The organism is Pseudomonas sp. Root401, from assembly GCF_001425105.1.
GTDB lineage: Bacteria > Pseudomonadota > Gammaproteobacteria > Pseudomonadales > Pseudomonadaceae > Aquipseudomonas > Aquipseudomonas brassicacearum.
Genome location: NZ_LMDO01000022.1, coordinates 67391 through 87712 on the forward strand (window position 1 = coordinate 67391; position 20322 = coordinate 87712).

12 protein-coding genes and 1 pseudogene are annotated in these 20322 nt (G+C 61.5%); 9 read left to right on the plus strand and 4 right to left on the minus strand.

Annotation, left to right across the window (positions count from 1 at the left end; genetic code table 11):
* Positions 1-4093 (plus strand): annotated as a pseudogene (locus ASC85_RS33190) (LapA family giant adhesin); the annotation flags it as partial.
* A 142-nt stretch (positions 4094-4235) separates the two neighbouring features.
* Positions 4236-4574 carry a hypothetical protein gene (locus tag ASC85_RS16895; protein WP_053161687.1) on the plus strand — a complete coding sequence of 113 codons (339 nt, stop codon included), beginning with the start codon at positions 4236-4238 and terminating at the stop codon, positions 4572-4574.
* 354 nt (positions 4575-4928) lie between these two features.
* Here ASC85_RS16895 and ASC85_RS16900 read toward each other — a convergent pair whose 3' ends face one another.
* The 3 genes from ASC85_RS16900 to lapG form a co-directional block, all read right to left on the minus strand.
* Positions 4929-5300 carry a DUF6124 family protein gene (locus ASC85_RS16900; protein WP_057450565.1) on the minus strand — a complete coding sequence of 124 codons (372 nt, stop codon included), beginning with the start codon at positions 5298-5300 and terminating at the stop codon, positions 4929-4931.
* Between the two features lie 1155 nt (positions 5301-6455).
* Positions 6456-8402, minus strand: coding sequence for a cyclic di-GMP receptor LapD (gene lapD, locus ASC85_RS16910; protein ID WP_057450567.1), 1947 nt, complete (start codon positions 8400-8402; stop codon positions 6456-6458).
* A gap of 14 nt (positions 8403-8416) precedes the next feature.
* The gene (lapG, locus tag ASC85_RS16915) at positions 8417-9040 is read right to left on the minus strand and encodes a cysteine protease LapG (protein WP_371856198.1); all 624 of its coding nucleotides are present in this window, start codon (positions 9038-9040) and stop codon (positions 8417-8419) included.
* Positions 9041-9309: 269 nt separating this feature from the next.
* On the opposite strand from lapG, the gene ASC85_RS16920 reads away from it, so the two are divergent.
* From ASC85_RS16920 to ASC85_RS16940, 5 genes are all read left to right on the plus strand, one after another.
* Positions 9310-10002, plus strand: coding sequence for a GntR family transcriptional regulator (locus ASC85_RS16920; protein WP_057450568.1), 693 nt, complete (start codon positions 9310-9312; stop codon positions 10000-10002).
* Positions 10003-10684: 682 nt separating this feature from the next.
* The gene (locus ASC85_RS16925) at positions 10685-11461 is read left to right on the plus strand and encodes a DUF3050 domain-containing protein (RefSeq protein ID WP_057450569.1); all 777 of its coding nucleotides are present in this window, start codon (positions 10685-10687) and stop codon (positions 11459-11461) included.
* Positions 11458-12390: a diiron oxygenase gene (locus ASC85_RS16930; protein ID WP_057450570.1), complete on the plus strand. Its 933-nt coding sequence runs from the start codon at positions 11458-11460 to the stop codon at positions 12388-12390. Before ASC85_RS16925 ends, ASC85_RS16930 begins: the two co-directional genes overlap by 4 nt.
* 10 nt (positions 12391-12400) lie before the next feature.
* Positions 12401-15940 (plus strand): non-ribosomal peptide synthetase, encoded by a 3540-nt coding sequence (locus ASC85_RS16935; RefSeq protein WP_057450571.1) that lies wholly within the window; start codon positions 12401-12403, stop codon positions 15938-15940.
* 32 nt (positions 15941-15972) lie between these two features.
* Positions 15973-16437: an SRPBCC family protein gene (locus ASC85_RS16940; RefSeq protein WP_018613225.1), complete on the plus strand. Its 465-nt coding sequence runs from the start codon at positions 15973-15975 to the stop codon at positions 16435-16437.
* 250 nt (positions 16438-16687) lie between these two features.
* Here the strand turns inward: ASC85_RS16940 and ASC85_RS16945 are convergent, their stop codons facing one another.
* Positions 16688-18568, minus strand: a complete 1881-nt coding sequence (locus tag ASC85_RS16945; protein WP_057450572.1) for a methyl-accepting chemotaxis protein — start codon at positions 18566-18568, stop codon at positions 16688-16690.
* Positions 18569-18821: 253 nt separating this feature from the next.
* On the opposite strand from ASC85_RS16945, the gene ASC85_RS16950 reads away from it, so the two are divergent.
* Both ASC85_RS16950 and ASC85_RS16955 read left to right on the plus strand, forming a co-directional pair.
* Positions 18822-19322 (plus strand): sigma-70 family RNA polymerase sigma factor, encoded by a 501-nt coding sequence (locus ASC85_RS16950; protein ID WP_057450573.1) that lies wholly within the window; start codon positions 18822-18824, stop codon positions 19320-19322.
* Positions 19312-20313, plus strand: a complete 1002-nt coding sequence (locus tag ASC85_RS16955; protein WP_057450574.1) for a FecR domain-containing protein — start codon at positions 19312-19314, stop codon at positions 20311-20313. The genes ASC85_RS16950 and ASC85_RS16955 overlap by 11 nt, the downstream gene beginning before the upstream one ends.
* Positions 20314-20322 lie beyond the last annotated feature (9 nt).

Sequence of the window (20322 nt, forward strand, 5' to 3'; positions counted from 1 at the left end):
CAACTACGAAAAACTGGACATCGACGGCAAGCCTGCCGAAACCACCGTCACAGACACTCAGGACACCACTGGCCTGAGCCTGTCCGCGTCTACCGAAGTAGCCGAAGGCGGCTCGATCGTCTACACCGCMACMYTGACCAACGCMGCYGGCTCRCCWGTSACYGTGACCCTGAGCAACGGCGCTGTGATCAACATCGCAGCAGGCGCCACCACCGGCACCGTCACTGTCGATGCGCCAAAAGACGACGTCTACAAAGACGCCGGYAAAGTWGAAGTCAGCATCGATAAAGCCACTGGCGGTAACTTCGAGAACCTGGTTCCGAGCACCACSCCAGCGGTGACTGACGTTACCGACACCATCGACAACACCACCGTCAGCATCACCGGCAGCACGTCGGTCACCGAAGGCCAGGCGGCCATCTATACCGTCAGCCTGACGAACCCGGCGCAAACCGAGGTGACGCTCAAGATCGTCTACAGCGGCACCGCCGCCGATGGCACGGACTTCACCGGTGTCTACACCGTGAAGATCCCGGCCAACGCCACCAGCGCCACCTTCAACGTGGCGACGCTGGACGACAAGATCACCGAAGGTACCGAGAACTTCGTGGTCAAGATCGACTCGGCCACCGGTGGCAACTTCGAGCACCTGGCGGTCAGCGGCACCAACGGCAGCGTCAGCACCTCGATCATCGACAACGATGCGCCACCGGCACTCGACCTGGACGCCAACAACTCCAGCGGCAAGACCGGCGCCGATTACCAAGTGACCTTCACCGAAGGCACCACCGGCTCGGGCGTGTCCATCGCCGACACCGACCTGACCATCACCGACCCGGACAGCACCATGCTGACTGGCGCCACCATCGTGCTGACCAACCGTCAGCCTGGCGATGCGCTGAACCTGGGCAACAGCGTCAACGGCATCAGCATCAACGCCAACAGCACTGACGGCAAGGTCGTCCTGACGCTGTCGGGCAACGCGACGCTGGCCGACTACATGCAGCAGATCAAGAACATCAGCTTCATTAACAACAGCGAAGATCCGAGCACCGTACCGCGCATCATCACCGTGACGGTGACCGACGGCAGCAGCTACTCCAACACCGCCACCACCACCGTGAACGTGGTCGGGGTCAACGACGCGCCAGTGGCCACTGGCGGCGCGGTGACCGGTACCGAAGACACTTCACTGGTCCTCGGCTGGTCGACGTTCGGCATCAGCGACGTGGACAGTTCCGCCACCAGCCTGGGTGTGAAAATCACCGAGCTGCCGGCCGATGGCAAGTTGCAGTATCTGGACGGTGCAACCTGGAAAGACGTGGCCAACAACCAGACCTTCACCAAGGCTGACATCGACGCCGGCAAGCTGCGCTTCACTCCGGACGCCAACGAATCCGGCGCCAATGGTTATGTTGGCAGCAGCACGGGCAACAACCAGGCCGACTACGCACAGGTCAAGTTCCAGCCAACCGACGGCCAGGCGCTGGGCAATACCAGCACCGTGAAGATCGACATCACCCCAGTCGCCGATGCACCGACCCTCAACGTGGCCGGCAACAACGTGACCTCAACCGGTTTGATCAAGGAAGTCTGGACCGGCCTGTCGGGCCTGGGCACCGATGGCAGCGGCGCGCCGTCCGGCACGCTCAAGTCGGTGATCGATGCCGCCGGCACGCCGAACAGCAGCACCAACGTGACCAACGTGCAGTCCGACAGCAACGTCAACCCGGGCACCGCGTCGAAAACCTCGGGCCTGATCTTCCTCGAAGCCGGCAAGACCTACACCTTCAGCGGCACGGGCGATGACAGCCTGCTGGTGACCATCGGCGGCAAAACCGCCGCGGCCACCACTTGGGGCGCGGGCGGCCAGTTGAACGGTTCGTTCACCCCGACCACCAGCGGCTACTACACCCTGGACATCTACCACCACAACCAGACCGGCCCGGGCAGCTATGACGTGAACCTGTCGGTCAACGGCAGCACACCGGTCGACCTGAGCAGTGCCGGCGTGCCGCTCTATACCGGCGTGACCGACCTGGCGAACTCTGGCGTGACCGTCTCCGACCTGCACGGCACCAACGGCGAAGGCTACTACGACGGCTTCAAGCTCAACGAAGGCGCCGAAGGCACCAGCGTGCACCTGTCGAAAATCACCACCGCCCTGACCGACACCGACGGCTCCGAAAGCCTGAGCGTGAAGATTGGCGGCATGCCGGAAGGGAGTGTGCTGAGCGACGGCGCGGGCCACTTCGCGACAGTGGGCAGCAACGGCGAAGCATCGGTCAGTGGCTGGAACCTGGGCAGCCTGACCCTGACCCCACCGACCTATTACAATGGCCAGCTCAATCTGACCGTGACCTCCACCTCCACCGAAGCCCTCGGAGGATCGGCGACTACCACGGCGCAGATCCCAGTCACCGTGTACCCGGCGACCTACAACGCCATCACCGCCACGTCGGGCAGTGACAACGTCACCGGCACCGACGGCAACGATATCGTCGTCGCCGACATTGGCGGGTTGACCGTAGTGCCGGGCGTCAACTACAACATCGCCTTCATGGTCGACAGCTCCGGCAGCATGAGCGACTCGTCCATCGCAGCGGCCAAGGCCTCGCTGACCTCGGTGTTCAACACCCTCAAGCAGAGCCTGGGCAGCAACTCCGGGACGGTGAATATCTTCCTGGCGGACTTTGATAACCAGGTGAACAAGACCGTCGCGGTCAACCTCAACGACACGAACGCCTTGACCCTGCTCAAAGGCGTGCTCGACTCGATGGTGTCCGGTGGCGGCACCAACTACGAAGACGTGTTCAAGACCACGGCGAACTTCTTCAACAGCACCCAGGCCTTGAACAATACCGGCGCGAAAAACCTGACGTATTTCATTACCGACGGCAAACCGACCTTCTACCAGACCGGCGAACAGACCAACCCGACCTTGTACGGCAACGTCAAGCTCGATGATGTGCTGAGCGCAGCCAACTACACCGTCGGCAAGTACTACACCCAGACGATCGACAGCACGCACAAATACACCATTTACGAAAACGGTGAGATGTACCTGTCGACCAAAAGCGGAAGGAACTGGAACGACAGTTATGTCGGCACGGTGCACGCCGAGGGTAATGGCACTTTCGAGCTGTCTTACCTGGGTGGCAACGGTTATTCCGATTACTGGAACTACCTCGACGCGGCAGCGGGCTCATCCGCCAGCTTCACACTGCTCAAAGGCTTGAGTACCGTCGAGGCCATCGGCCTGAACAGCGATGTGACCCTGAACGACCTCAAGCCCTACGATTCGGACTCGACGCCGCAGACCAACATCGACCCGAACAACCTGGCCAACTCGATCATCGGCCACACCGAAGCGACCCTGCCGGGCTCCGATACGGTCAACGGCGGCAACGGCGGCAACGGCAACGACATCCTGTTCGGCGACCTGGTGAGCTTCAACGGCGTTGCCGGCGAGGGCTACCAGGCCATCCAGGCTTTCGTCGCCCAGCAGAACGGCGTGGACGTCAGCAAGGTCACCACCAGCAACGTGCACCAGTACATCACCGAACACTACACCGCGTTCGATGTGTCCGGTGCCCATGATGGCAATGACACCCTGCTGGGCGGTGCCGGCAACGACATCATTTTCGGCCAGGGCGGCAACGACACGCTCGACGGTGGCAAGGGCAATGACATCCTGCTCGGTGGCACAGGTAACGACACACTGATCGGCGGCCAGGGCAATGACACCCTGATCGGCGGCCTGGGCGGCGATACCTTTGTCTGGAAGTCCGGCGACACCGGCACCGACGTGATCAAGGACTTCAAGGCAAGCGAAGGCGACCGGATCGACCTGCGGGATCTGTTGCAGGGCGAAAGCGGCAGCACCATCGACCACTTCCTGAAAATCAGCACGGTCGATGGCGTGTCGTCGCTGCAGGTCAGCACCTCCGGTCAGTTCAATGGGGCCAACGGCGGCGCCGCGACCCCGGACGTGACGATCAAGCTCGAAGGCAACAACTGGTCGAACGTGAACCTGAACTCGTTGATCGCCGGCAGCGACCCGACCATCAAGGTCGATCACAACAACAGCTGACCGGGCCCTCACGGCCGCCCTTCACAGGGCGGTCGTGCATGGCTGCTCCCAGGATGACGATTTCGTCGCCACCCTCCATACTCCCCCCACAGTTGGCCTATGCTGCCCAGCATGACGCCGCTTCATACATGAGGGATGCCCGATGTTTTATGTGCAACGCGATGCACAAGGCCTGCTGGTGCGCGTAGAAGCCACCGCTTACGCCGAGGCCACCGAAACCTTGCCGGCCGACAACCACGAGATCCAGGACTGGTTCGCCAACCAGGCGGTGGAAAACAGCCTCAAGCAGCTCAAGCAAAGCGACCTGGAGATGATCCGGGTACTCGATGACTTGATCCAGGTGCTGACCAGCAAAGGCGTCATCCGCGTCACCGACCTGCCAGCGGCGGCCCAGGCCAAGCTGATGGACCGCACCCAGGCCCGGGAAGCCTTGGGTGGGTTGAGCCGGTTGATCGATGATGATGAGAAGGGGTTGATCTAGGCTGCCCACACCATTCCAGGCAATACACAGCACCTGTGGCCAGAGATTGCTCCCGCAGGTCTGCATGTAGGAGCTGTGTAGGAGCTGTCGAGTGCAACGAGGCTGCGATCTTTCCCCAGACACTTGAGCCCCAAGTGAAAGATCAAAAGATCGCAGCCTTCGGCAGCTCCTACAGGGCATCAGCCGAACGGGACCAATCTCTGGTCACAGGGTTTGGGGTTGTCTGGGCGGACGCCATCGCGAGCAAGCTCGCTCCCACAGTTGATTGGTGTTGATCGATATTTCGGTTCGACACAGATCCAGTGTGGGAGCGAGCCTGCTCGCGATGACAATCGTCAATCCACCGCAGGCCTGTCAGCCCGCCGCTTGAACCTCCAGCCGATCCATCGCCCGCTCCACCAACAGATGCACCCCATCGGCCATTCGGCTGATCGCCAGGATCACGCTGCGGCGCGAGCCGTCGACGTCGTCAGCCAGGTCGGCGGCGATGGCGCTGATGGACAGCAGGTCTTCGGAGGCATTGGCCAGGAGGGTTTCGGTGTCGATGTCTGGGGAAACCATGAAAAGCTGGGCGGTTTGGGGTTTTCCCGAGGCTTCGTCGGTTGGTTTGGGATTGAGGTAATAGTCGAGGACGCGTTCGGCGGCCTCGTCGAGTTTTTTGGATTTCGAGGATTTGTCAGAGGCGTTGCCAGGGCTTCCTGGCGGATTTGGTGTGACCTTGAACATGAGAAATACCCTAAACAGTAATTAGTTGGGGACCGTCACCGTTCGCTTGCACGCGAATTAGGGTGGCGGCCGTACGCAGGTGTGCAAGACCGGGCCTGTTTAGGACACCCAGCAGATCCAAGGATCTCCTGCGTGCAGCCGCCATAAAGCCAGTGGGCAGAAGAAAGCCCCTGAGCGATGTAGCGTCGCATCCCAAACAGTTTCTTCGGACTTGCACGTCCTTGTCACCGTTTTTTCAGTGACAAACCCAGACTAGCCACGAGGCAGACGCCGGACAAGTTCACCAAGTTCGCCACAACTCGAAGGAAATCTCCTAGGACGTTACTTTTAGAGGGGGGTGTATATCCGTTTCTGCGGTAACGGGGCACCTCGCCTAGGCTCGGTGTGCCCTCACTCCGGCATTGCTCCGTGGGCCGCCGCGAAGGGCCATCCATGGCCCAGCGCGGCTACCTCGGCATCCATGCCGAGGTGCCCACTGCGCAATGCCTGCGTTCGGCCAGCGTGGTTAATGGGGCGTCCGAGATCAACGTCCACCACGAGGCGGCCTTATAGCCGACCTGGTTCTTGGTGGGACCGCGTTTTTCCTGTGGGAGCGAGCTTGCTCGCGATGAGGGTGTGTCAGCGACAGATTACGTGTCTGACCTGGCGCTATCGCGAGCAAGCTCGCTCCCACAATGTTTGCCGTTGATCAAACTGTGGCGTGATGGCTGGAAAGCTTTTGTGGCGAGGGAGCTTGCTCCCGCTTGAGTGCGCAGCGCTCATCGCTTTTTTGGGGCCGCTGCGCGACCCAGCGGGAGCAAGCTCCCTCGCCACAGGACCGTGCTGCTCCCAAGACATTACCGCAAACTGACCCTCCGCCTTCGCGAGCAAGCTCGCTCCCACAGGAGGAACGCGGTCTTACCAAGCATCCCGGCATGGATGCCGGGATAGCCGCGCTGGGCCATGGATGGCCCTTCGCGGCGGGCCCACGGAGCAATGCCGGAGTGAGGGCACACCGAGCCTAAGCGAGGTGCCAAGTGGTGGGGCAGAAGCGTTTTGCTTACTTTTGCGCTTTTCAAAAGTGAGCCGCCGTCAGGGCGGAACCCTAAGTGGCCGTTACCGCAGGAATGGATATGTACACGGTCAGAAGGGCATAGGCCGCCTCACCAGCCAGCCTCACCCCCAACGCTTAGGCTCACCCACCAGTTGCCCCTGAACCCCAAACAACCCCATCTCCCGAATCACCGCCAACTCCCCCTCCGTCTCAACCCGCTCAGCAATCAACGGCAGGTCAATACTGTGAGCCGCCCGCTGAATCGCCTCGATGAACAAGCGCTTATCGCTCTCCTGATCAATCGCACGGATATAGCTGCCATCAATCTTCAGGTAAGCCAACCCCAACCGCGACAAGTTACCGATCATGCTGAACCGCCCACCAAAACGCTGCAGGCTCAAAGAGAAGCCCAACTCACGCAGACGCCGAGTCAACTGCTCCAGCACCGCTTGCTCCGGCAGTTGCTCTTCACCAATCTCCAGGGTCAGGCGCGCCCCAAGGTTGGAATGCGCCCGCAGGATCTCAAAGATCTTGTTCAGCGCCTGCGGATCGGCCAAGGTCGCCGAAGACAGGTTCAACGCCAGGGATTGATCATGCCCGGCCATTTGCCTGAGCACCTGTTCAAGCATCAAACGGTCCAGGCGCGCGGTCCAGCCAAAGCGCTCCAGCCAGGGCAGGAACCGCCCGGCGGGGATGGTCTGGCCCTGCTCGTCCAACAGCCGCGACAGCACTTTGTAATGCAGCACCACCTGGGTATCCTGGGCGGCCACCACCGGTTGGAAGTACAGCTCGAAGCGCTGATGGTTCAAAGCCTGGTCGAGCAGCGTGTGCCAGGCATGGTGATCGTCACCGACGCTGGCCGAGGCACTGTGGTCCAGGCAGGCCCAACCCGGTTCGCCCTGGCTTTCGGCCTGGGCCAGGGCCTGGTCGCCGAGCTGGAGCACCGCTTGCGGCGAGTCGCCATGGACGAACGGCGCCAGCCCGATGGAGGCCACCGACGCCACATCCGTCGCGCCGGTCGCATGCAGGCTCGCCAATGCAGCCTCAAGGTTCTGCGCCAGTTGCAGCGCTTCCTCGCGCACCAACCCAGGCGCCAGCACCGCGAATTCCCCGCCGCGAATACGTGTGACCAGGTTGTGGGTTTCCGGATACCGCGCGCATTCACGCAGCAATTGCTCACCTACGGCCTGGAGCAACTGGTCGGTGCGCTGCCCGCCCAGCCGCTGGTTCAAACCTGCCAGGTCCTTGACCCGCAGCAACAGCAGATAACCGGAGCTGGCCTGCTCCGGGTTGCTTACCCGGGCATTGAGCTGCATTTCGAAGTAGCGCCGGTTGGCCAGGCCCGTGAGGTTGTCCTGGTAGGACTCGACCCGCAGTTTCTCGCTGCGCTCGGCCTGCTCCTGGAACAGCGCCTTGAGCTTCTCGACCATCTGGTTCATCGCCTGCACCACGCGGCGCAGTTCAGGCGTGCGTGGCAACTCCGGCAGGCTCAGGAACTCGCGACGGGCGATGGCATGGGATTGATGCACCATGTAGTCCAGCGGCTTGAGCTGGCGACGCAGCAGCAAGGCCCCCAGCACCGCGCTCACGGCGCCGCACAGCAAAAGCCAACCCAGGCTGCCCAACGCGCTCTGCCACAGCTTGGCGAGGGCGAACATCGGGTGGCTGACCACTTCGACCCGCGCTGCCTGTTCCCAGCCGCGGCTGACGATGGCATCGCCTCCGGCCGGTTCCAGGCCGATCAGCTTGACGAACCATTGCGGCACGCTGCCGGCGTCCGGCGTGCCGGTGCGCTCGACCAGGGTCTTGTCGGTGGCCACGTCGACCACGCGGATGGTCGCGTAGTAGCCGCTGTCGAAGATCGAGCTGACCATCAGCTCCACCATCGCCGGGTCGTCGATGTTCGGCGTCAACGACAGCGCCAGCGCCGTGGCCGCGTCCTGGGCATGGGAGCGCAACTGGTTGACGTACTGGGCCCGCGAGCTCTCCAGGCTGACCATGAAGCTGCCGCTGAAGGCAACCACCAGGAACAGACAGATAGCGATCAACAGCTGTTTGAACAAGGACATCTGAGCGCGCGCTCCTAGTTAGTCGTCTCGACCGGAAAACCTTCGGCCTGCATTTTCTTCAACACATCCTGCCACCGGGACAGGCGCTTGGTGTCACCCACTTTCTTGTTGCCCTTGGCGCCCGGCAGCCACAGCCCTTCGGCATTGAAAGAGTAGACCGGGAGCAAGTCGGTTCGCTGGCTGGCCGGCAGGATGCCGTCGATCAGGCTGTCGAGTACCAGCGGCATCGCCTCGGGCGTGGCGTAGTAGGTGAGCACCATGTGCGCACGGTTCTGCCGCAAGGCCTTGACGTAGGTGATGCGCAGCTTGTCACTGGAGACCCCGAGATGACGCAGGCTGAAATACTTGGCGATGGCGTAGTCTTCACAATCGCCAGCGCCCTTCCACAGGGCCTGGATCGGGGTCTCCCAGTAGTCGACCTCGCGCCACAGGTCGATGTCTTCCACGTAGCGCACCTGTTTGTTGAAAAACAGGTTCACCACCTTGAGCTGTTCCAGTTCCGGGATCTGTTTCTGGGTCGCCAACAGTTGCTGCCATGCGTCGATCCGTTGCTGACCTTCGCCCAAGGGACCATATAACGCTTGCGCCCGTCGGCTGATCTGCGCAAAGTCCCAGTCAGCCTGCAAGCCACCCAGCATCAGGCCGGCCAGCAACAATGCCGAACACAGCCAGCGCAAGGACCTGAGAACAGGGAAAGGTGCAGCCAAGGGAATACGTCCGAAAAGGGCCGTTGGAAATTCGTTGGATGGTGAAGCCTGGCCGGGTAAAAAACAATGGCAGGTTGCAATCACCGCAAGCAGACTAAACTTTAGTTCAGGAACTGGGGCCGCGAGATTTTGACGGCTTGGCAATCTGTAACTAACGTTGGCTTGGATCCAATTGTCGTTACTATCAGTCAGGTGTTGTCGTGACACAGAAGCCCAAACCACTCAGCACTATCCAGGTCAACGGACCCATCCCGGCTGACCAGGCTCGCTCGATCATCGAAGAGTCTCTGCGCGAGGCCATCCTCGATGGACGCCTGCCTTGCGGCACCGCCCTGCGCCAGCAGGAACTGGCCGACCTGTTCGGCGTGAGCCGCATGCCGGTACGCGAGGCATTGCGCCAGCTCGAAGCGCAGTCACTGCTCAACGTGGTTCAGCACAAGGGCGCCGTGGTGGCGCCGTTGATCACCAACAATGCGGTAGAAACCTACGCCCTGCGCTCGGTCCTGGAATCGTTCGCCTTGCGCCTGTCCATTCCGCTGCTCGATGACAACGACCTGGCACTGGCCGCCCAGTACATCGAACAGCTGGAAACGGAAACCGATCACGCCCAGATCGGCAAGCTCAACCGGCTGTTCCACATGTCGCTTTATCACAAGGCACCCAACAGCAAGCTGCTGGACCTGATCGAGCGCGAGCTCAATGAAGAAGAGCGCTTCCTGCGTTTTCATCTGTCATCCATGGGGCTGGGCAAGTTGAGCCAGGACGATCATCGTGCGCTGCTCGACGCCGCGCGTGCCAAGGACATCGATAATGCCGTCGTATTGCTGGAGCGGCACCTGGAAAAAGCCTCTGTCACCATGCGCCGGTACCTGGAACAGTCGTCGAGTCTTTGATCCCGCCTCGACGGTCCGGCCGGCGTAAAAACTTCTTACATATCCTTCCGACTCACTTGTCGCCTGCGCGGCGCGGCCTGGCCGTGGCCGCGACTCGTCGTCCCATCAGTTCAATGGCACTGCCATCGATTTGGGCTCACTCTTGCGCTTGTCGATTCAAAACAGACCTGAAGAAGTCAACGCCTGGCTGAGGCCAGACGAATCGAAGCCAATACGCAAGGAGCGTCGTCCAACCGGCGGGATGATCGGATGTCCGACCGACGTCCTGCCCATAACAAAACTTCTTAACTCCCCGATCCCTGAAGTGCTCCGAGTGAGGCATTCACTCGAACTATTCGATTCTGATACTCCTAAATCGGAAGGAGCTTCTTCGCCCCAATAAAACTTATATAAAAAGTTTTAACAGCCCTCTTCGTGCCCAATAAAACCACAACTTTAAATAATTAAAAAAGTCCTTGCCGCTTACTTGTTTCATGTATTAGTTTTTTATTCGTCGCGTTACTGGCGACCTTTTCGACTTGCGACAAGCCAAGCAAATACTGGCATCTGAAGCCGAAATCACGATTAAAAGAGAATACTTAAGCCCCTTGGGTAATTCATGGATTCCGGTTCAGGCACCCGCTCGCCTCAATTAAATAACGAGCAACCTTCCGGACAAAACATCATTGATGAGGACGTTCCAATGCAGCCATCCAAAGAACAACTATCTTTGAAAAAGCACGAACTTGGCCAACACCCGGTTTTTTCCGAGATTACATCAATCGATCTGTTACGCCGCTTTATGGAAAGCCATGTCTTTGCCGTCTGGGACTTCATGTCGCTGACCAAGCGGCTGCAACGCGAACTCACCTGCGTCCACCTGCCCTGGCTGCCGCCGGCCGACCCGCACGCGGCACGCTTGATCAATGAAATCGTGCTGGGGGAAGAGTCGGATGACCGCCCCGGCGCAGGCTATTGCAGCCACTTCGAACTGTACCTGGACGCCATGCGGGAAATCGGTGCCGATACTCGCGCGATCGAGCAATTCATCACCCTGCAACAGGAAGGCGTCAGCCCCGAGACTGCGCTGGACAGCGTCGAGGTCGAACCAGCGGCGGCACGGTTTGTCCGCCAGACCTTGCACACCGCCCTGCACGCCCCGGCCCACAGCGTGGCAGCGGCCTTCGTGCATGGTCGCGAGAGTGTCATCCCGCAGATGTTCCAGCGCATGCTCGACGCTTGGGGCATTGGCCTGGATCAGGCGCCGACCTTTCGTTATTACCTGCAACGGCACATCGAAGTCGATTCCGAAGACCATGGCCCGGCGGCAGAAAAGTTGTTGGCCCGGCTGATCGATGGCGACCCGCAGCGCGAAACCGAAGTACTGGTCGCCGCGCTCGCCGCTGTCCACAGCCGCGCGGCCTTGTGGGATGGATTGCGCCAGAGCATGGCCCAGCCGGTTGCACAGGTGACACCATGAACGCTGTCGAATACCAATCCTTCGCGGACGCCTGGGAAAGCCGCGCCACGATCCGTACCCGGCCACGGCGGCGGGTCGAAGACGACGACAAGTTGATCTTCCCCATGAGCCGCCAGCCGCTGGTGCACAGCCAGACCTTCCTCAGCCACTGTCCGCAATTGCGCGACTTTGTGCTGGTGCAGAGCCTCTACAAGTTCATCAACGATGTGGTGATTTTCGAGACCGAACTGGTGGACCACACCGCCCGCCGCATCGCCAAGAACCGCTTCGGCATCGAATTCCCGTTCGCCTGCCGCTACGACGCGATGACGGTGGTGGTGGACGAGGATTACCACGCGTTGGTGGCGATGGACTTCATGCAGCAGACCATCGACATGACCGGCATCGCACCTATCCCGTTGCCGGGGCAGATCGAACTCAGCCGCGCGATACCGGCGACCCTGGCCCAGGCGCCGGAACATCTGCTCAGCGCCGTGGAACTGATCTGCATCGCCATCGCCGAGAACACCGTCACCAACGAAGTGGCGGCCTTCGCCCGGGACGACTCGGTCAAGGCCTCGATCAAGGGGCTGATGGCCGATCACTTGCTCGACGAGGGCCGGCACTCCGGTTTCTGGACGCGACTGGTGCAGATTTACTGGCGCACCGCGCCCGAAGAGGACCGCGCGGCGATTGCACGCTTGATGCCCGGCTTCATCGTCCAGTACCTGGCGAGCGACCTGCAGCAAGCGTTCGATTTCGAGCTGATCGCGCACCTGCCCGTCGACGAATCGGTACGCCAGTCGCTGCGTGAAGAGGCCAGTGCGCTGGCCTACCCCATCAATCGTTTTCACCCGTTGGTGGGCAACATCACGCGCTTTTTCCGCAGCAGTTCGATGCTCGCGTCCCCCTGCGTAGGCGACGCCCTCGCTGATTACCTGACTCCATGAGGACCTTTCGATGAAACGCCTCGAAATTGCAGTGCCTGGCACCAGCCAGGCCATGGCCGAACTGGCCCGGGAACTGGAGCTGCACGGCCACGGCATCGTGGATCGGCAATCGCCGGCCAACCACGGCGCGGTCGACCTGTTGATCGACGACGGTACGACACCGCGGGCCATTGAAGCCCGCTCATGCCTCCAGGTGCGCGTGGCGCTGAACACGCGACCCGGCGAGGTATTGCCGCAACCGGTGGTGATATTCCGCGACGGCGCGCAGCGGCTGTTATGCCGGGAAGTGATTACGCCGCAAAGCGATGGCAACGGTCAGTCCCTGCGGTTGCGTACCCTGGCGACCGTGGTCGAGACCGGCGCACAGCTGGTCAGCCAGTTATCCCGGGATGACAGCTGCTTCGATCACTGGCCGACGGTGCACGCTGACGCTGTCGACCAGCCTCTGCTCGGGCTCGATGCGCTGGAACCGCTGGCGTTCGAGCACGGCCTCAATCGGCCGCCAGTACCCTGGCTGCTGGCCGCCGCCGATGTGCCGGTGATGCACAGCATCGAACAGCGCATGCTCGACGACGCGACACAACCGGCCCTGTGGGTCGATGGACAACTCATCGACTACAAATCCTTGCGCCGCCTGGCGCTGAGGTTGCAGCAACCGATGCTGGAAATACTGCACCGAGCAGAACATGAGAAAGGATCTGCTGGAGAACCTGTGGGAGCAAGGCTTGCCCGCGATGAGGACACCGAGGTTCTCAACCCAACCGCGTCATCGTTCATCGGGGGCAAGCCTTCCTCCCACAGGCCTTCCTCCCACAAGGTGATCGGTGTCTGCCTGCCCAAGTCCTCGCACCTGTATGCGGCGATCCTGGCGGTGCTGGGCTGTGGGGCGGTGTACCTGCCGCTGGACCCGCAGCACCCGGCGCAACGTCGGCGCTTCATCCTGGAAAATGCCCAGGCCGACCTGCTGCTGCACGACGGCGACAGCGACCTGGGCGACCTGTCGTTGCCAACGCTCAATGTCCATCAACTGCCATCGCCCAAGCCCGGCATCCCGGCCTCGTTGATCCGCCGCACAGTGGACAGCGACGAACCAGCCGTGGCGATCTACACCTCCGGCACCACCGGCCAGCCCAAGGGCGTGTTGCTCAGCCACCGCAACCTCAGTCACTTCTGTGCCTGGTACGGCGACTACGTCGGGTTGCAGCGCGACAGCCGGGCGTTGCAGTTTTCCACCATCAACTTTGATGCGTCGCTGCTGGATATCCTCCCGACCTTCATCCACGGTGCACTGCTGGTGGTGCCCAGCGAAGACCAGCGCCGCGATCCGCAGCAACTGGTCGCGTTGATTCACCAGCAGCACATCAGCCACGCCTTTCTGCCGCCTGCACTGCTGAGCGTCATGCCCCTTGATACACCGTTGGGCCTGGCGCACCTGATCACCGGTGGCGATGTCTGCGAACCGTTCGTGATCGAACAGCTCGCGCCACAATGCCAGTTCCACAACATCTACGGCCCCACCGAAACCACGGTGCTGGCGACCACACGACAGTTCGGCGTCGGCGACAACAACCGCAACCTCGGCATGCCCATCGCCAATGGCCGGGTGCTGATCCTGGACGAACAGTTGCAACCGGTTCCCCAGGGTGTTCCCGGCGAGCTGTACATCGCCGGTCCGGGCGTCGGGCTGGGCTATCTGAACGACCCGACGCTGACCGCGACGCGCTACCTCGACCTGGCGCTGCCCACCGGGCAAGCGCTGCGGGTCTATCGCACGGGTGATATCGGCCAGTGGACCGACAACGGCATCGAACTGTGTGGCCGGCGCGATAACCAGGTGAAGATCCGCGGTTTTCGGGTCGAGCCCGAGGAAATCGAGCACTGCCTGCGCGATAGCCAGTTGTTTCGCCAAGTGGCGGTGGGGGTCGATGAACGGCGGCGGATCCTGGCGTTCCTGGTTCATCCCGAGCGCTCCGGTGACGCCCTCCAGGCGTTGCGCGAGCATGTGCAGAACAGCTTGCCCAGCTACATGCACCCGGCCGCCTACGTCGAACTGCCGAGCCTGCCGTACACCGGCAACGGCAAGGTCGATCGCCGGGCCTTGCTCGCCATGGCGGTGCAGGTGCAGGTCGACGGCCAGCGCCGGCAGCCACAGAACGCCCTCGAGACACAATTGCAGCAACTGTGGGCCGAACTGCTTGAACTGCCGGTCGAGGACATCGCCACCGACGAAAGTTTCTTCAACCTCGGCGGGCACTCGATCCTGTTGTCGCGACTGCTGCTGAGCATCCGCCAGACGTTCGGCCGCAGCCTGTCGATCAATCGCTTCATCGAAGCGCCAACACTGATGACCTTGGCCAAGTTGCTGGACGATCCTGATCAAAACAGTGCATCGATCCTCAGCCCCCAGGCCTTCATCGATGCCGAGGCCGAGCTCAACCTCAATCCATTGCCCGTCAGCCAATGCGGCGATGTGCACAAGGTGGTGGTGACCGGCGCCAACAGTTTTCTCGGCGTGCACATCGTCGAAGCGCTGCTGGCCTGGGGCGCCACCGAAGTCGCGTGCCTGGTGCGTGCGAGCGCTGAGCAAAGCGCGGCCGAGCGCTTCTCCCAGGCCCTTCAGGACAACCACCTGACCCACCTGGACCTGGACCGCGTCAGTGTGTACGCCGCCGACATCACCCAACCGCAATTGGGTTTGCCGGATGACGTCTACGCCCGCATCGACCGTACCTTCGGCGCGCTGGTGCACAACGCCGCCCACGTCAACCATGTGCTCGACTACGAGTCCCTGGCGCGGGACAACGTGGAGCCGATCTTCGAATGCCTGCGCCTGTGTGAAGGGCGCAGCAAGAAAATCTTCAACTTCGTCTCCACGCTTTCCGCCTCCAGTGCCCTGGACGCCGACGGCCAGGTGCTGGAACAGCCGGCCGCCAGGACGCCGCCGATTTACATCAAGAACGGCTACAACCTGTCCAAATGGGTCGGCGAACGGATCCTGCAACGGGCCCGGGATCGCGGGGTGTGGGTCAATCTGTTCCGTCCCGGCAACATCAGTTTCAACAGCCTGACCGGGGTCTGCCAGCCCCACAAGAATCGCTTGATGCTGATGCTCAAAGGCTCGATTCAGCTCGGCCAGGTGCCGGAGTTGTCCCTCAATTTCGACCTGATGCCGGTGGATTTCCTGGCCCGCTTCATCGCCTTCCACGCCAGCCGTTACCAGCCGACGCAAGCGGTGTTCAACCTGCACAACCCACAGCCTTTGAGCTGGGACGCTTACGTCGCCTCGTTTCGCGACAGCGGCCGGGAGTTTTCGCTGGTCAGCGTCGCCGAGTGGCAACGGCAATTGGCTCGGGTCGATGCCGACAACGCGTTGTTTGGCGTGCTGGGTTTCTACCTCAACGGCTTCGAAGAAGACATCGGCGACATCTCGCTGATCAGCCATGACAACGCCCGCGCCGGCGTGCGGCAGATGGGCGCCAGCTACCCGGAAAAATCCCCGGCCCTGCTGCGTCGCGGCGCCGAGTATCTCAAGGCCATCGACTTCATCTGAAACACCCTCAACCCAAAGCAAGGAGCAAGACCATGAGTGCATTTCAACCCGACACCCTGATCAAAAACCCCCAAGCCTGCCAGGTCGAAACCTCGGTGGAGGTTGCGGCCGACGCGGCGCGCGTCTGGGACGTGGTGGGTGATTTTGGCGGATTCAACCGTTTCATCCCGGCACTGGAGCACATCGAAATGACCGGCGAGGGAGTGAGGTCCCTGCGCAAGAAATTCTTCCGCGATGGGCAGAACCTGGTGGTGGAACAGCTCAACAGCCGTGACGACCAGGCCATGCACATGACCTGGACGCTGATCTACAACACCCTGGGCATCGACAACCTGTGGGCGGCCATGCGCGTCGAACCCCTGGCAGACAACCGCTGCCGCGCCACCTGGACCATCATCGCCGACCACACCGACGCCCACACGCCGTCGGGCTTCCGGGACTTCCTCCAGGGCTTCGCCGATGAGGCGATGGGGAATGTGCAGGGGATGTTCAAGTAAGCGCCACCCCCTTGTGGGAGCGGGCTTGCTCGCGAAAGCGTCAGCCCAGACAACCCATGGATTGGCTTGAAGCTGATCGTCCCCACGCTCTGCGTGGGGATGTATCCCGTGACGCTCTGCGTCACCTTCCAGAAGCGGAACGCGGAGCGTCCCTGGCAACATTCCCACGCAGGAGCGTGGGAACGATCGAAATACCGACCCACCGCCAGTCCCCTTGCTCGCGATGGCGGTGGGTCGGCTTGCGACTGGGTCAGATCTTGAAGCTGTCCACCAGTTGCTTCAGTCGATTGGCCTGTTGCGACAAGGCATCGCAATCCTTCAGGGTTTCATTGAGGTTGGCCACGCTTTGCTGGTTCAGCAGGTTGATGTGGCTGACGTCCATGTTGAGGGTTTCAACCACGGCGGTCTGTTCTTCGGTCGCAGCGGCCACCGACTGGTTCATGCCGTCGATCTCACCGATGCGCTGCGTCACGCTGACCAGTCGCAGACCGGCCTGGTTGGCCACTTCCACGCTTTCTTCGCTGGACGTCTGGCTGGCGTTCATCGTGGTCACCGCTTCACGGGAACCGACTTGAAGCGAGGTGATCATCTTGTGGATTTCTTCCGCCGACTCCTGGGTGCGGTGCGCCAGGTTGCGCACTTCATCGGCCACCACCGCAAAACCACGGCCGGCTTCACCGGCACGGGCCGCTTCGATGGCCGCATTCAGGGCCAGCAGGTTGGTTTGCTGGGAGATGCCCTTGATCACGTCCAGGATGTGGCCGATGTTGTCGGTGCTGGCGTTCAGGGTTTCGATCTGGGTGCACGAAAGACTGATCTTCTGCGACAACTCAGTCATGGCCTGGATGGTTTTTTCCACCACTTGGCGACCGTCATCGGCCTGTTCGCTGGCACCGCTGGCATGTTGCGAGGCATCGGCGGCATTGCGGGCGATTTCCTGGGTCGCGGCGCCCAACTCGTTGATAGCCGCAGCCACGCTGTTGGTGCGAGCGCTCTGCTCATCCGAGCCGACAAGCGACGCATTGGATGAGGTCATCACCCGCTGCGACAGGTCATGCACCTGGCGGGTGGCGGAAGACACTTCCGAGATCGACGCGTGAATCCGCTCCACGAACTGGTTGAACGAACCACCCAGCACCGCGAACTCATCCTTGCCCTGCACCACCAGGCGCCGGGTCAGGTCACCTTCGCCCTGGGCGATGTCCTGCATGGCACGGCCCATGGTGGTCAACGGACGCATCAGCACCTGGATCAGCAGGCTCAGCAGCAACGCAATGGCCGCCACCGCGACAAACATCGCAATCAGCGCAGACGTACGGAACTGGCTCAACGGCGCGTAGGCCTTGGCCTTGTCGATCGACAGGCCGATGTACCACTCGGCGTTCGGCAAGCCAGTAACGGGAGTGAACGAAAGGATACGGTCCTGCCCGTTCAGCTCAACCTCCTGGATACCCTTGCCAATACGCACCGGGGTACCTGGGTAGATGTCCTTGAGGTTCTTCATCACCTGGTCTTTATCCGGACTGACGATCACCTGACCGTCGCCGCTGACCAGGAACGCATGGCCGATACCACCGAAGTCCACGGAGTTGATGATTTTCACCAGAGTTTCCAGGCTCAAGTCGCCGCCCACCACGCCGAGCAATTGGCCGTTGTGCTTGACCGGCAGGGCAACGGTCACCACCAGGCCACCCACCGCCGCCAGATAAGGCGGGGTCAGCATGGTTTTATCGGCGGTCACCGCCTGTTTGTACCAAGGGCGCTGACGCGGGTCGTAGCCGTCAGGCATTTTGGCGTCCGGACGTTGGGTGAAGACACCGTTGGCCTGGCCCACATAAGTGAACTGGAAGTTCGAGGTCAGCGCCGGCTGATCGACCAGCCCCGGCAGATCGGCAGTAGCGCCCTGGTGCGCGATGTTTTGCGCCAGGTTTTCCAGCACCAGTATCCGGCCACTCATCCAGTTCTGGATGCTGCTGGCCGTCAGGTCGCCGGATTGCTCGATGGACGACTCAAGGCTGCTGCCAATGGTGTTGCGCTGCAAATAATCGTTGTAGAGCGTGAACAGGGCAAAAGCCAGGACCACCACACCAGAGGCGGCAAGAAGGATTTTGTGGCTGAACTTTAGATTCATTGATGAGGCTTCTTATGCAAGGAGTGGGGGTGCATTCCAGGTTTGCAACGTTCGATGTAACAGTGCGAGCGGTTATCAATCCGCTCCACTTTGGTGCACACGTACAAGTCTGTCGGCAAACCTGTACAAATAATTAGGGATGCGAAGAAATAGCCGACGGGAGGACACGGCGGGCGAACGGTGGTTGCAAATTCGCCAACGCCTGATGACAATGCGACCTATTATCATTTGTAACATCCAGGCCGTTGCGTCCATGTCATCTCCCGAGTTTGCAGTACAGGCGCTCTACAGCCGTCATCACGGCTGGCTCAATACGTGGCTGCGCACCCGCCTGGGCAACGCCGCCGATGCGGCGGACCTGGCCCAAGACACCTTCGTGCGCCTGTTGCAGCGTAGCGAACGCCTGGAACTTCGAGCCCCACGCGCCTTTTTGCGCACCATCGCCCAAGGCCTGGTGATCGACCATTGGCGTCGAGCGGAAATCGAACGCGCCTACCTGGAAACCATAGCTCACTTGCCGGAAGCCGAAACCCCTGGTGCTGAAGCCCAGGCCTTGATCCTGGAACTGCTCGAAGCGATTGCCAGAATGCTTGAAGGCCTCAAGCCGAAAGTGCGCAGGGCCTTTCTGTTGGCCCAGTGCGAAGGCCTGACGTACAAGCAGATTGCCGAACAAATGGGCATCTCGTTGCGCTCGGTGGAGCGCTACGTCGCCGATGCGCTGTACCACTGCTATGTGTTGCGCTATGAAAGCTGAGCCGGCGGAGCACTTGCAGAGCCGACGCAACGGCCCGTCGCAACAGGTGGTCAGGCAGGCGATCAACTGGCTGCTGCGCCTGCGCAATCACACCACCCACCCGACACTGCGCCAACAGTGCGACACCTGGCGCGCCGCTCACCCGGAACACGAACTGGCCTGGCAACGGGTGCAATCGCTGCACAGTGAATTGACCTCGAACCTGCGGGCCGTGCCCGGTGCCCATATCGCCCTGGACACCCTGGAAAACAGCGCCCAGCGCCTCAGTCGGCGTCAGGCCCTGAAGTTGTTGTCGGGCGTCGCACTGGTGGGCGGCGCGGCATGGCTGGGCAAGGACCTGGGCTGGCAGCCGTGGCGTGCCGATTTCGCCACCGCCACCGGTGAACGCCGGGGTTTCCAACTGCCGGACGGCACGCGGCTCGAGCTCAATACCCACAGTGCCGCCAACCTGGATTTCCGCGCCGGGCAGCGCCTGATTACCCTGGCCCGCGGCGAAATCATGGTCACCTGTGGCCGCGACCCGGGGCGCCCGCTGCGGGTACAAAGCCGGCATGGCCTGTTCGAAGGCCTGGAAGGACGCTTCGTCGTGCGCCAGGACAGCGACTGCACACGCTTGAGCGTCACCCGCGGCCGGGTGGTTATCCGTTCGCACCCAAACAGCGATGGCACCCCCCTCCAGGTCGAGGCCGGGCAAAGCTACCTGATCAGCGCATCGACAGCGACCCTGGCGCCGCCGCTGGACATGGACGCAGGCGCCTGGGCCGACGGCTTGATCGTCACGCGCAACATGCGCCTGGCAGACTTTCTCAACGAAGTAGGACGCTACCGCCCAGGTTATTTGAACTGCGCGGCGTCGGTTGCCGACCTGCGTTTGTCGGGGGTTTTCCGCTTGGAAGACACCGACAAATTGCTCGCCGTCCTGCCACGCACGCTCCCCGTGCAGATCCGTTATCGAACCCGTTGGTGGATCACGGTGCAGCGCCTGGCTTGATTTTTTTTG